At 72.3% G+C, this 13,421-nt stretch carries 12 protein-coding genes; 9 read left to right on the plus strand and 3 right to left on the minus strand.

Annotated features, from left to right (window positions below; all coding sequences use genetic code 11):
- Window positions 1-108 precede the first annotated feature (108 nt).
- The 6 genes from recR (at window position 109) to ACZ4VK_RS33210 (ending at window position 6,070) form a co-directional block, all read left to right on the plus strand.
- The gene (gene recR, locus ACZ4VK_RS33185; RefSeq protein ID WP_376407087.1) at window positions 109-708 is read left to right on the plus strand and encodes a recombination mediator RecR; all 600 of its coding nucleotides are present in this window, start codon (window positions 109-111) and stop codon (window positions 706-708) included.
- A gap of 35 nt (window positions 709-743) precedes the next feature.
- A complete protein-coding gene (locus ACZ4VK_RS33190; RefSeq protein WP_389680434.1) occupies window positions 744-1,406 on the plus strand; it encodes a DUF5063 domain-containing protein in 663 nt (220 codons plus the stop codon).
- A 132-nt stretch (window positions 1,407-1,538) separates the two neighbouring features.
- Window positions 1,539-2,819, plus strand: coding sequence for an aspartate kinase (locus tag ACZ4VK_RS33195; protein WP_468360476.1), 1,281 nt, complete (start codon window positions 1,539-1,541; stop codon window positions 2,817-2,819).
- Window positions 2,816-3,868 carry an aspartate-semialdehyde dehydrogenase gene (locus ACZ4VK_RS33200; RefSeq protein WP_468360479.1) on the plus strand — a complete coding sequence of 351 codons (1,053 nt, stop codon included), beginning with the start codon at window positions 2,816-2,818 and terminating at the stop codon, window positions 3,866-3,868. The genes ACZ4VK_RS33195 and ACZ4VK_RS33200 overlap by 4 nt, the downstream gene beginning before the upstream one ends.
- 262 nt (window positions 3,869-4,130) lie before the next feature.
- On the plus strand, window positions 4,131-4,862 hold the full coding sequence (locus tag ACZ4VK_RS33205) for a SigE family RNA polymerase sigma factor (protein ID WP_468360482.1): 732 nt from the start codon (window positions 4,131-4,133) through the stop codon (window positions 4,860-4,862).
- Window positions 4,859-6,070 (plus strand): hypothetical protein, encoded by a 1,212-nt coding sequence (locus ACZ4VK_RS33210; protein ID WP_468360485.1) that lies wholly within the window; start codon window positions 4,859-4,861, stop codon window positions 6,068-6,070. Before ACZ4VK_RS33205 ends, ACZ4VK_RS33210 begins: the two co-directional genes overlap by 4 nt.
- Window positions 6,071-6,096: 26 nt before the next feature.
- Here the strand turns inward: ACZ4VK_RS33210 and ACZ4VK_RS33215 are convergent, their stop codons facing one another.
- Together ACZ4VK_RS33215 and ACZ4VK_RS33220 are read right to left on the minus strand one after the other, a co-directional pair.
- The gene (locus ACZ4VK_RS33215) at window positions 6,097-6,837 is read right to left on the minus strand and encodes an SURF1 family protein (protein ID WP_468360488.1); all 741 of its coding nucleotides are present in this window, start codon (window positions 6,835-6,837) and stop codon (window positions 6,097-6,099) included.
- A 24-nt stretch (window positions 6,838-6,861) separates the two neighbouring features.
- Window positions 6,862-8,682, minus strand: coding sequence for a S9 family peptidase (locus tag ACZ4VK_RS33220; protein WP_468360491.1), 1,821 nt, complete (start codon window positions 8,680-8,682; stop codon window positions 6,862-6,864).
- 62 nt (window positions 8,683-8,744) lie between these two features.
- Here ACZ4VK_RS33220 and ACZ4VK_RS33225 point away from each other — a divergent pair, with 62 nt between their 5' ends.
- Window positions 8,745-9,575, plus strand: a complete 831-nt coding sequence (locus ACZ4VK_RS33225; protein WP_468360494.1) for a class I SAM-dependent methyltransferase — start codon at window positions 8,745-8,747, stop codon at window positions 9,573-9,575.
- Window positions 9,576-9,620: 45 nt separating this feature from the next.
- Here the strand turns inward: ACZ4VK_RS33225 and ACZ4VK_RS33230 are convergent, their stop codons facing one another.
- Window positions 9,621-10,655, minus strand: coding sequence for an Lrp/AsnC family transcriptional regulator (locus tag ACZ4VK_RS33230; RefSeq protein ID WP_468360497.1), 1,035 nt, complete (start codon window positions 10,653-10,655; stop codon window positions 9,621-9,623).
- Window positions 10,656-10,899: 244 nt separating this feature from the next.
- On the opposite strand from ACZ4VK_RS33230, the gene ACZ4VK_RS33235 reads away from it, so the two are divergent.
- Window positions 10,900-12,291: a tetratricopeptide repeat protein gene (locus tag ACZ4VK_RS33235; protein ID WP_468360500.1), complete on the plus strand. Its 1,392-nt coding sequence runs from the start codon at window positions 10,900-10,902 to the stop codon at window positions 12,289-12,291.
- Window positions 12,292-12,351: 60 nt separating this feature from the next.
- A complete protein-coding gene (locus ACZ4VK_RS33240; protein ID WP_468360503.1) occupies window positions 12,352-13,356 on the plus strand; it encodes an ElyC/SanA/YdcF family protein in 1,005 nt (334 codons plus the stop codon).
- Window positions 13,357-13,421 lie beyond the last annotated feature (65 nt).

Raw genomic sequence — 13,421 nt, forward strand, 5'->3', positions numbered from 1 at the left:
AGGCCCTTCCTCCCGCGGGCTTCTTAGGCCCGCTTCAAGCCACTACCGTAAGAATCAAGCACCCCTTTGAAGGGCCGAAAAGGGCTGAAAGGGCTGAAAGGGCGTTCCGTGTACGAAGGCGTGGTTCAGGACCTCATCGACGAACTGGGCAGGCTGCCCGGCGTCGGTCCCAAGAGCGCGCAGCGGATCGCCTTCCACATCCTCCAGGCGGAGCCCACGGACGTCCGGCGGCTCGCGCACGCGCTCCTGGAGGTCAAGGAGAAGGTCAGGTTCTGCGCGGTCTGCGGCAACGTGGCCCAGCAGGAGCACTGCAACATCTGCCGCGACCCGCGCCGCGACCTGACCGTCATCTGCGTGGTCGAGGAGCCGAAGGACGTCGTGGCGATCGAGCGGACCCGCGAGTTCCGGGGGCGGTACCACGTCCTCGGCGGCGCGATCAGCCCGATCGAGGGCGTCGGCCCGGACGACCTGCGCATCCGCGAACTGCTCGCGCGGCTCGCCGACGGCACCGTCACCGAGCTGATCCTCGCGACCGACCCGAACCTGGAGGGCGAGGCGACCGCGACCTATCTGGCGCGGATGATCAAGCCCATGGGACTCAGGGTGACCCGGCTCGCCAGCGGCCTCCCGGTCGGCGGCGATCTGGAGTACGCCGACGAGGTGACCCTCGGCCGTGCCTTCGAGGGACGGAGGCTGCTAGATGTATGACGACCGGGCCGGCGCGCTCTCAGGGAGGCTCCTCGATGTCTGACCCCACGCTGCACGCGATCACACAGAACCCCGACGACTTCGCGGTCCAGATCGCCGACTCCATCGAAAGCTTCATCGTCGCGACGACCGAGGTCGCCAAGGGCGACGAGCCGGACAGCGCGGTCCCCTTCCTGCTCCTGGAGATCTCGCAGCTGCTCCTCGCGGGCGGCCGGCTGGGCGCGCACGAGGACATCGTCCCGGACGAGCGCTACGAGACGGACACGGGCCTCGAACCCGACATGGACGACCTGCGGGAGCGGTTCGCCGTGCTCCTGGAACCGGTCGACGTCTTCTCCGAGGTCTTCGACCCCTACGAGCCGCGCAAGGCCCCGGTCCCGGCCCGGATCTCCGACAACCTCGCCGACATCGTCGCCGACCTGCGGCACGGCCTCGCCCACTACCGGGCCGGCCGCACCAGCGAGGCCCTGTGGTGGTGGCAGTTCTCGTACTTCTCCAACTGGGGCCCCACCGCCTCGGCCACCCTCCGGGCCCTGCAGTCCCTCGTCGCCCACGTCCGCCTCGACCAGCCGCTCGCGGCCCTCGACGGTCTCGACATCGACGAGGACCTCACGGAGGACGACCTCGCGGAGGAGGCGGGGCGCGTGATGGTGGAGGAGATCGGCACTCCGCTGGGGATGCGTCCGCTCCGCAAGTAGCCGATCGCCGCGTCTGATCACTCTGTGAGCGCCGTGTCTCAGCATTCGATATCACATGGGTGTTCGCGGGGCGCTCGTTAGACTGAGCCGATCGCAGCGCCGGCTGCGGCACACACTGATCGAGGAGCGCACGTGGGCCTTGTCGTGCAGAAGTACGGAGGCTCCTCCGTTGCCGATGCCGAAGGCATCAAGCGCGTCGCCAAGCGGATCGTGGACGCCAAGAAGAACGGCCACCAGGTGGTCGTCGTGGTTTCCGCGATGGGCGACACGACGGACGAGTTGATCGATCTCGCCGAGCAGGTATCCCCGATCCCTGCCGGGCGAGAGTTCGACATGCTGCTGACCGCCGGAGAGCGGATCTCCATGGCCCTGCTGGCCATGGCGATCAAAAACCTGGGCCATGAGGCCCAGTCGTTCACGGGCAGCCAGGCGGGTGTCATCACCGACTCCGTCCACAACAAAGCGCGCATCATCGATGTCACGCCGGGCCGGATCCGCACCGCCCTCGACGAGGGCAACATCGCGATCGTCGCCGGCTTCCAGGGCGTGTCCCAGGACAAGAAGGACATCACCACCCTGGGGCGTGGCGGTTCCGACACCACCGCCGTGGCGCTCGCCGCCGCGCTTGACGCCGAGGTCTGTGAGATCTACACCGACGTCGACGGCGTGTTCACGGCCGACCCGCGCGTGGTGAAGAAGGCGAAGAAGATCGACTGGATCTCCTTCGAGGACATGCTGGAGCTCGCGGCCTCCGGCTCCAAGGTGCTGCTGCACCGCTGCGTAGAGTACGCGCGCCGCTACAACATCCCGATCCACGTCCGCTCGTCCTTCTCGGGGCTGCAGGGCACGTGGGTCAGCAACGAGCGACACACCAACGAAAAGGGTCCCAAGGTGGAGCAGGCCATCATCTCGGGCGTCGCCCACGACACCTCCGAGGCGAAGATCACCGTCGTCGGTGTGCCGGACAAGCCGGGCGAGGCCGCGGCCATCTTCCGGGCCGTCGCGGACGCCGAGATCAACATCGACATGATCGTGCAGAACGTCTCCGCGGCCTCCACCGGCCTCACGGACATCTCCTTCACCCTCCCCAAGGCCGAGGGCCGCAAGGCCATCGACGCCCTGGAGAAGGCGAAGAACGCGATCGGCTTCGACTCGCTGCGCTACGACGACCAGATCGGCAAGATCTCCCTGGTCGGCGCCGGGATGAAGACCAACCCGGGCGTCACCGCGGACTTCTTCCGCGCGCTCTCCGACGCGGGCGTGAACATCGAGCTCATCTCGACCTCCGAGATCCGCATCTCGGTCGTCACCCGCGCCGACGACGTCAACGAGGCCGTGCGCGCCGTCCACAGCGCCTTCGGTCTGGACAGCGACTCGGACGAGGCCGTCGTCTACGGAGGCACCGGCCGATGACGCCGAAGCCGACGCTCGCGGTCGTCGGTGCGACCGGAGCCGTCGGCTCGGTGATGCTCCAGATGCTCACGCACCACGCGGACGTCTGGGGCGAGATACGCCTGCTCTCCTCCCCGCGCTCGGCCGGCCGGAAGGCCTCCGTGCGCGGGGTGGAGTGCGAGATCCTCGCGCTCGGCGAGGAGGCCCTGGACGGCGTCGACCTGGCGCTCTTCCTGGTACCCGAGGCGGTGGCAGCACAGTGGGCGCCCATCGCCGCAGCCAAGGGCGCCGTCGTCGTCGACACCTCCGCCGCCTTCCGCGCGGACCCCGACGTCCCCCTCGTGGTCCCCGAGACCAACCCCCACGCGGCGCGCGTACGCCCCCGGGGCATCGTCGCGAGCCCCGGCTGCACCACCCTCGCGCTGATCGTCGCCGTGGGCGCCCTGCACGCCGAGTTCGGCCTCACCGAGCTGGTCGTCACCGCCCAGCAGGCCGCGAGCGGCGCCGGACAGGCGGGCGTCGACGCGCTCAGGGCGCAGCTGGGCCTGGTGGCCGCCGACGGCGACCTGGGCAACCGGCCCGGGGACGTACGGCGGGCCGTCGGCGAGAGCACCGGCCCGTTCCCCGGCCCCCTCGCCTCCAACGTGCTGCCCTGGTCGGGCACGGCGGGCGCCGAAGGCGCCTCGTCGGAGGAGGAGCGCGTCCGGGACGAGACCCGCCGGATCCTCGGACTGCCCTCCCTGCGGGTCGCCGCCACCTGTGTGCGGGTGCCCGTCGTCACCGGGCACTCCGTCTCCGTGCACGCCCGCTTCGAGCACCCCGTGCCGGTCGTACGCGCCCACGAGATCCTCGCGACCTCGCCGGGAGTGGTCCTTTACGACGACCCCGGGGCGGGCGACTTCCCCACCCCCGCCGACGTCGTCGGCACCGATCCGGCCTGGGTCGGACGGGTGCGGCGCTCCCTCGACGACGAGCGGGCACTCGATTTTTTCGTCTGCGCCGACAATCTGCGGAAGGGTGCGGCGCTCAACGCGCTGCAGATCGCGGAATCGGTTGTCACGGATTTGTAGGATCTGTGAACGACCTGTGAGCAAATAGGCGTCAAATACCCCTTGAACTGCGGCGATGCCGTGGTCGACGATGCTCTTTCCCCTTGCTGCAACCAGTAGTTGGGTGGAGGCGTCTCTGCGTTCACCCACAGTCGTGGCGCGCGGACACGCTGTGAAGGCGGGGCATCGGGGGAGAACGGTTACGCATGAGGACAGACGACGCACCGTCGAAAAGGGTGGCGTACGCGTACAACCCTGCCGGGGGGAAGCGTGTCCAACAGGCGTGGCAGACGTACTCGACCTCGCGATCATCGCTCCGCCGCGCGGCGCGGGCACGGCGGTGCTCCCCGTGCGGAGCGTCGCCGTCGTCCCCGTACGCGGCTCGGCGGTCAGCCCGTACCGGCGCCCACGTGTTCTCGGAGGGATGCCGGTGATCGCCCCCGTGCCCACCGGAGCCCGCGCCGGCTCCGTGGAAGGCATCCCGTCGCCCCGGACGAGCGCCGAAGGCGCCCAGGCCGCCGCCGGGACCACCGTCGACCACCTCACCGAGACCTACCGCGCCCACTACCGGTCGCTGCTCGGTCTCGCCGCGCTGCTCCTCGACGACACGGCCTCCTGCGAGGACGTCGTCCAGGAGGCGTTCATCCGCGTCCACTCGGCCCGCAAGCGGGTCCGTGAACCGGAGAAGACGCTCGCCTATCTGCGCCAGACCGTCGTGAACCTCTCCCGGTCCGCGCTGCGCCGCCGCATCCTCGGCCTCAAGCTGCTGTCGAAGCCGATGCCGGACATGGCCAGCGCCGAGGAGGGCGCGTACGACCAGCTGGAGCGCGAGGACCTCATCAAGGCCATGCGCGGCCTCCAGCGGCGCCAGCGCGAGGTGCTGGCCCTTCGGTACTTCTCGGACATGACCGAGGCACAGGTCGCCGAGGCGCTCGGGATATCCCTGGGCTCGGTGAAGGCGTACGGTTCGCGGGGCATCGCGGCGCTGCGCGTCGCGATGGGAGCGACGTCATGAGCGAGGAGCTCGGCAAGGACGACGAGAGCACGGGTGCCGGTGGCGCCCCCGTGCCGCGTGACGCCCGAGAAGAACGTGACGACCTGAGTGGACAGCGCATGGTGAACATCGAGCCCGGCGAAGGCGAAGGCGACGAGGAACTGGCGCTGCGGCGGCTGTTCCAGAGCGCCGTGTCCGGCCTCGAACCGTCCGCCGACTCCCTGGACCACCTGCGCCGGGCCGTGCCCGCGCGGCGCGCCCGCAAGCGACAGGCCGTCGTGGGCGCCGCCGCGGCCGCGGTCCTCATCGGGACGGCCGTGCCCGCCTTCGTGCACGTCGCCGCCTCGGGCGGCGTCTCCGCCGCCGGGAACCCGGTGAACGCGGGCCACGGCGAGGAGGCCCAGGGCGGCACCGGCACCGAGACCGGCATCGAGGGCGGCCAGAGCGCGACGCCCCCGGCGAGCAGCGTGTCCCCCAGCCAGGGCGCGGCGGACGGCCCCGAGGGCAAGCCGCAGCGACCCGGCCCCGGCGTCTCCGGCACCGGCCCGCGGGAGACACAGGGCGCCGACACCGGCTCCCTGCCGCGGTGCGGGGCCGAACAGCTCGGCGTCAGTGCCGCGCAGGCCGGCGGGCCCGACGGCGAGGGCAAGGTGCACGGCGCCTTCCGCATCGCCAACGTCTCCGGCCAGGACTGTGTCGTGGACGGCGGCGGAGTCGTCAGCTTCGAGGCCCGCGGCGCGGCCGACCCCGCACGGATCTCGGTGGTCCGGCACACCGCGGGCGACGGCGGGAGCGGGCTGCCCGATCCCTCGCAGGAGTCCTCCCCGCTCGTCCTGAGGGCGAGCGGCTCGTACGAGGTGAAGTTCGTCTGGGTGCCCAGCGAGACCTGCCCGACGACCGGGACCACCCCGACCCCCACCCCGACCGAGCCGTCCGAACCGCCGACCACACCGCCCCCGACGGACACCCCGACCGGCGGCACCGCCGACCCGGACCCCAGCGACGGCACGGGATCCGGCGGCACCGGCACGGGTCCTGGCACCGGCACCGACACGGGCACGGGCGCGGACACCGGCACGGCACCCCAGCTGCTCCACGAGGACGGCCCGGCGGACGGCAGCGTCCTGGTCAGCCATGTCGCGGAGCCGGGCGGCCCCTCGGCGACGGCGACCATCCCCGACGCCTGCGCGGGCACCATCTACAGGACCGGAGTCCTCGACGCCTCCTGAGGCTCCCTCGGGGGCCGCGCTTCCCGCTACAGGCCCAGAGCCTCGTCGCGGGACGCCTCCGCCTCACGGCGCACCAGGCGGAACCACATGAAGAGGACGAAGCCCGCGAAGACGAACCACTCCGCGGTGTAGCCGAGGTTCTGGAAGGCCTTCACGTCCAGGCTCGTGCCCGCCGCGGCGGCCGCCGGCACCGGCGTGAGGCCGGCGGGGGCGTCCGTGAGGGTGATCCAGGCGTCGTAGACGTCGTCCGGCACCACGTTCACCAGGGCGGCCGCGCTGATCAGGCCGAGCTGCCCCTCCGGCAGCCCGCCGGCCGTGTTCGCGCCCTTCGTGCCCGGGTTCTCGGAGGCCTGGAGCGCGCCGACCACCGTGACCTCGCCGGACGGCGGGGCCGGGACCTTCGCGCCCGTGGGGAGCCAGCCCCTGACCACCGGCAGGGACCGGCCGCCGTCCGTCCGCAGCATCGTCAGGACGTACGAGCCCGTCCGGCCGTCCAGCTCACGGTCAGGGACGAGGAACTGCTCCCCGAACCGGCCGCGCGCCTCGGCCGACCGGCCCGAGGTCTCCTTGTCCACCGGAAGCAGGGACTCCAGCGGCTCCGTCCTCAGCGAGCTCGCGGCGGGCCGCTTCTCGGCCTCCTGATGGGAGTCGACGCGATCCTCGAACTTCCCCAGCTGCCAGGTCCCCATGAAGACACAGAACGGGATCGCGAGCAGGACGAAGACGTTGATCCCCCACCAGCGGGGCGTTCTCAGGAACCGGTACACGCCCCCCACGGTACGCAAGCGGCCTCAGCTCCCCGTCGGCCGGGTGCCCAGGTGCTTCGCGGCGAACGCGAGGTCCAGGGCGACCTGCTTGATCCGCTCCTCCACCACGAGCGAGCCGTGGCCCGCGTCGTACCGGTACACCTCGTGGACCGCGCCCCGGGCCCTGAGCCGGTCGACGTAGTTGTCGATCTGACGGATGGGGCAGCGCGGGTCGTTGACGCCGGCCGAGATGTGCACCGGGGCCTTCACCGCGTCCACGTACGTCAGCGGCGACGAGTCCGCGTACCGCTCGGGCACCTCGTCGGGCGAACCGCCGAGGAGGGTCCGGTCAAGCGCCTTGAGGGCCTCCATCTCGTCCTCGTACGCCGTGACGTAGTCCGCGACCGGGACCGCGGCGAGACCCACCGCCCAGGCGTCCGGCTGGGTGCCGAGGCCGAGGAGCGTGAGATAGCCGCCCCAGGATCCGCCGGACAGGACGAGCCGCGCAGGGTCGGCGAGGCCGCTCGTCACCGCCCACGCGCGGACCGCGTCGATGTCCTCGAGCTCGATCAGGCCGACCCGGTGCTTGAGCGCGTCCGTCCACTCCCTGCCGTACCCCGTGGAGCCCCGGTAGTTGACCCGCACCACCGCGTACCCGTGGTCCACCCAGGCCGCAGGGCCCGACGCGAAGGCGTCGCTGTCGTGCCAGGTCGGACCGCCGTGCACCTCGAACACCGTCGGGAACGGGCCCTCGCCCTCCGGGCGCTGCACGAGCGCGTGGACCCTGCCGCCGGGGCCCTCCACCCACACGTCCTCCACCGGCACCGACGGCGGCGCCTTCGGGCCCGGCGGGTCGAGGACCACACGGCCGTCCGTGGAACGCACCACCGGCGGCTCGGCCGCCGAGGACCACAGGTACTCCACGCTGCCGTCGGGACGGGCCGTCGCGCTCGACACCGAACCGGCCGGGGTCTCCACCCGCACCAGGGCGCCGGTGGCGATCTCGTACCGCCACAGCTCGCTGCGGGCCTCGAAGCTGTGCACGATCAGCAGACCGGATCCGTCCGGATACCACTCCGCCGACACGTCCCCCGGCAGGTCGAGCGCCAGGTCCTTCTCGGTGCCCGCCGCCACGTCCCAGAGCATCGGCTCCCAGCGGCCGCGCCGCTGGTGCCCGACGAGCAGCCGGGTGTCCCCCGCCACCGGCGCGAAGCCGAGGACCGCGAGCCCCAGCTCCTCCGTCCCGCCCTTCGTGTCGTCGAGCTCGGCCACCACCGCCGCGTCCGACGCGCGCAGCACGCGCAGCGCCGAGTGCATCGCGTCCCCGTGCTCGGTGTGCTCGATCGCGATCAGCGAGCCGTCGTGCGACAGGTCCCCGACCCCGGCCGATTCCCGGTGCCGGTAGATCTCGACCGGGGCGCCGGCCCCCGGCCGTACGAGATGGATCGTCGAGCCGTCCTCGTCCGTGGAACGGCCCACCACGAGCGTGCCCTCCCGGCCGATGGCGAGGCCCGCCGGGTAGGAGGCGCCGAGACCGGGGACGGCCGGCTCGTCCGCGCCGCCGTCGAACGGCTGGCGCATCCACACCCCGAACTCGTCCCCGTCCGAGTCCGCGAACCACCAGATCCACTCGCCGTCCGGCGACAGCGTGCCGTCCGTCGTGCCGTTCGGCCGGTCCGTGACCTGCCGCTGCCGCCCGCTCGCCCGGTCCCAGGCGTACAGCTCGTACGTCCCCGTCGCGTTGGACACGAACAGCGAGCGGTCCGGTGCCTCCTCGGCCCACTCGGGAAGGGAGACGCGCGGCGCGCGGAAACGCTGCTCCCAGACGGGGGTGTCGATTGCCTTGCTCTCAGTCATGGCACCCATCATGCTCCGCGCGGCGGACAATCAGCTCGCGTCGCCCCGAACCTGTGGATAACCTCGCCGACATGTACTCCACGACCCCCGAGGACTGGCGCGAGGCCAACCGCGCGCGCTGGGACGAGCGCGTCCCGATCCACGCCGCGAGCCGGTTCTACGACCTCGACACCTTCCGCGCGGGCAAGGACGCCCTGCGGGACTTCGAGCTCGCGGAGGTCGGCGACGTCACCGGGCGCTCCCTGCTGCACCTCCAGTGCCACATCGGGCTCGACACCCTCTCCTGGGCGCGCCACGGCGCCTCGCACGTCGTCGGCCTCGACTTCTCCGAGCCCGCCGTCGAGACCGCCCGCTCCCTCGCCGCCGACCTGGGTCTCACCCCGGAGCGGGCCGCGTTCGTCGCCGCCGACGTGTACGACGCCGCCGAGGCCGTGCCGGACCGCGCGTACGACATCGTCTACACCGGCAGCGGGGCGCTGTGCTGGCTGCCCGACATCGAGCGCTGGGCGGAGACCGCCGCCTCGCTCGTCGCCCCCGGCGGCTTCCTCTACGTGGCGGAGTTCCATCCGCTGACCGACTCGCTCGACGACGAGACCGGCAGCCGGGTCGTGCACGACTACTTCGTCCGCGATCCGTGGGTCGACACCTCGCCCGGCACCTACGCCGACCTCGACGCCGCCACCGTCCACAACCGCAGCGTGGAGTGGGTGCATCCGGTCGGCGAGGTCGTCACCGCGCTCGCGAGGGCGGGCCTGCGCATCGACTTCCTGCACGAGCACGACGCCTCGCTGTTCCCCCGCTACGGCGCGCTCCAGCGGCACGAGGACGGCTTCTACCGCTTCCCGCAGGACCGTCCCCGCATCCCCCTGATGTACTCGATCAAGGCGTCGAGGCCGGCCTGAGCGGGCCCTGCGACCGCCGGCCCGAACGGGCCCTGCGCGGGCGGGTCAGGAGGGTGGGTCAGGACGTATGTGATGCGTCCGGCGACCGTCAGGGCCGAGGACCTGCGCCCCGATCTTGTGGGTGCGCAGCGAGAGCGCGGTGCCCGCGATCCGCAGCGCCGGGGCGGCCCGTACGAGCGCCGCCGTCACGTCGTGCAGTTCGTCGACCGTACGGAGCCACAGCGCGACGGCCAGGTTGTGCGGCCCCGTGACCGAGGTGACGAGCCGGGTCTCGCGCAGCCGGGCCAGGGCGGCCACCGTCGCCGGCACTTCGAGCGGCGGTACGTCGGTCGTGACCATCGCCCACACCGGCCGCCCGGAGAACCTCGGGGCGGGCAGGCAGTGGTGGTGGAGGGCGCCGCCCGCCGTCAGGACGTCCAGCCTCCGCCGTACCGTCGACTCGCTCGTGCCGCACTGCCGGGCCAGCTCGGCGGCGCTGCGGCGGGCGTCCCCCGCCAGCTCCGCGACCAGCCGGCGGTCGAGCTCCGTGAGGTTCGGCCCGGAGCGCACGCGCGCGCGTGGCCGCCGGTCACCGCCCGTCATCCCCGTGAGGAGCTGGACCTGCCCCGGGGTGAGCTGCTCGATCCGTGACCGATAGGGGCGGTTGTGCAGGCGGGTGACGACATGGGTACGGGCCCGGATCACCCCGGGCAGCCGCCGCACCCGTCCGGCGAGATACGTGTCGAGGGCGTACAGGTCGGGGGAGGCCACGAGCAGTACCAGATCGGCGTCACCGGTCACCTGGTGCACCCCGAGGGTGCAGGGATCGCCCGCGACCTCGGTCGCGGTGGCCTCCGCGTCCCCCGCGACGCACTCCAGCTCGATCCAGGCGTAGAGCATGGCGTCCGTGCCGCGGCGGGCGGCGAGCAGCGAACTCCAGGCGTATCCGCCGGCCGTCAGGTGCTCCCAGCGCCGGGCGAGGGTGTCGGGGCTCGACCCCAGCACGGCCGAGAGCTGGGTCCAGCTGGCGCGCGGGGCTATCTGCAGTGCGTGGATCAGCGAAAGATCCGCCTCTCCGAGGACGGATTCCCCGGTACGCATTTTCCTCCTTGGCCGATCCCTGGGAATCCGTGGGTATGGGTCCCGGAGCGCCCCAGGATGTGGACCGGGGCCTCTGCATTCAAGCCGCAACGGCGACGGTTCGCCATCGACTCGGACACACACGCGTACGAACGGCCGGGACACGCGCCCGGACTCACGCGGGGACGCACGTCGGAACACGCGCCGGGACACACGTCGAGCAGCGTCACGAATGCGGGCACGGAACGAGCGGGGGCGGGAACACATGGCGACCGGGGAACCACCGAAGACGGAACTGCTCTGGGGCGAACCGGTGACCTCCGAGCAGCTCGCCGCCGCGGAGCGCGGATACGCCCGCTGCCGGCCCGCCGAACAGCTCCTGTGGGAACGGCTCTCCGTCTTCGAGGGAGCCTTCGGCAGGGACGCCGTCCGCGAGGTGTGCGCCTCGGACACCCTGCCCCCGGAGACGATCCCGCCGGTCCTCGACCGGCTGGCCCCCGCCGCTCTCCTCCCCGTCGACGACCTCCTCGACGGCGAGGGCGACGGACCCCGCTACTGGATGCCGCACCCCATGCGGGCGGTCGGCGCCCGCCGGCTCACCGCGCGCGGCGACCGCCGGTCCGTCGTCGAGCACCACCGGAGATGGTGCGTGACGCTCGCCCGTCGGGCCGCCGACCGGTGGCACAGCGGTCGGCAGCTCGACGCCCGCGACCTCGCCCTGCGCGAACTCCCCGACCTGGCCGCCGCCATGGACCCGACGACCGCGCCGCTCCCGTCGAGCGCCGAGGCCGAGACGGCCGTCGAGATCGCCGTCTCCCTGTGGTTCCTCTGGGTCGCCTGCGGGCGGATCGCCGAGGGCCGGACCCGGCTCCGCCACGCCCTCTCCCTGCACACCGGAGAGCCGGCACCCCGCGCCCTGTGGCTCGCCGCCTTCCTGGAACTGGAGTCGGGCAGGCCCGAGGAGGCCGACCCGCTCCTCGTACGGGCCAGGGCGGCGGCCTTACGGGCGAGGGACGACCGGACGCTGGGCCTGCTGGCCCATCTGCGCGGCGCGACCGACCTCTACCGGGGGCGTACGCGCGCGGCGGCGGTCGAGTTCAGGGACGCGCTGGCCCTGATGGGGGAGTGCCCGGAGTTCGGGCCGACGCGGGAGCTGTGCTGGGCCGCGCTCGCGCTCTCTCTCAGCCGCACCGACCCGGAGGCGGCCCAGGAGGCCCTTGACCAGCTGGTGCTCGACCCGGCGTCGTGGCGGACCTGGGCGGGGCGCGATCTGTGGGCGGAGGCGTGGACGCACCACGCGCGTGCCGAGCTCCTCGCCTGGGACGGGGAGCGGGAGCGGGCCGCCGACCACGCCCGGCGGGCGCTGCGGGGCCATCTGGCGCTCGGTTCGGCGGTCGGGGCGGCCTGCGCGGCCGAACTCCTCGCCCAGCTCTGTCTCGTGACGGGCCGACCGGCGTCGGCGGCGCATCTCCTTGGCGCCGTGAACCTGTTGAGGACCTCGGTCTTCGACTCCTCGTACCGGCCGGCGGAGTACTGGGCGAGGACACGGGACCGCAGCGAGACGGCCCTGCGGGACATGCTCGACGACCCGGAACTGCGGCGGGCGTACGAGGAGGGCGCGAGGATCGGCCTGTTCACGCTGGCGGAGACGGCGTGACCGCCCCACCGGGGGAACGCTGTAAGGGGTGTTGTCCGTCGTGCTGTCTACGATGAGCAGATGTTCGCCTTGGCCGCGGCCGCGTTCTTCCTGCTGCTCTTCGTGGTCGGTGTGCTGCGCGACCGCCGCCGCTTCGGCAACGCCGTGTACCTCGGCCTCGCCGTCACCTTCCTCGGGATCGCCCTCCTCGCCGGGATCGACGACGCCCCGCCCGGGGTCGCCGAGAGCGTGATGGTCGTCGCGCTGCTCGTGCTCGGCCTCGGCCCGGTCGTCCTCGCCGCTCTGCTCTGCGTCAACGGTGTGAAGATGGTCCGGAAGGAGGGCAGACGCCCGGCCAACCTGCTCTCGCTCCTCGCCGGGCTCGGCATGTTCGGCGTGATGGCCCTGGCGGTGTTCGCCGGCACGACCGGGTCGTGGACCCTGACCATGATCGTCGTCACCACCCTGTTCGTCCTCGGCTACGTCTCCTTCCTCTTCGTCTGCTTCGTCGGCTACGCGTTCCTGTACGGCCGGATGAGACTCCGCCGCGACGCCGACTACGTCGTCGTCCTCGGCTCCGGCCTGATCGGCGGCCGCGTACCGCCGCTCCTCGCGAGCCGGCTGGACCGGGGGCGGCAGGTGTACGAGCGGCTTGCCGCGCGCGGCGGGAACGCGCCCGTCCTCATCACCTCCGGCGGGCAGGGCCCCGACGAGGAGCTCCCCGAGTCCCACGCGATGGCCGACTACCTCGTCGAGCGGGGCTTCCCGGCCGGGGCGGTGGTGCGCGAGGACCGCTCACGGACCACCGAGGAGAACATGCTCTTCAGCAAGGAGCTGATGGAGCGGGACCGGCCGGGCTCCTCGTGCGTGATCGTCACCAACAACTTCCACGCCTTCAGAGCCGCCCTCGCGGCCCGCAGGGCGGGGCTCGACGGGCAGGTGGTGGGCTCGCCGACCGCCGCCTATTTCTGGCCGACGGCGACCATCCGCGAGTTCGTCGCCGTCTTCCTCCACTACAAGGTGGTCAACCTCGGGATCTGCCTGACCCTGGTCCTGCTCGGGGTGCTCGTCTGGGCGAGCCGCTGAGGACCGTGCGGCCGGTGCGGCCTCCGGGAGCGGCGGGAGCGGTGCTCCGTACCTACTCTTGAGGT

The organism is Streptomyces sp. NPDC028711 (assembly GCF_055565415.1).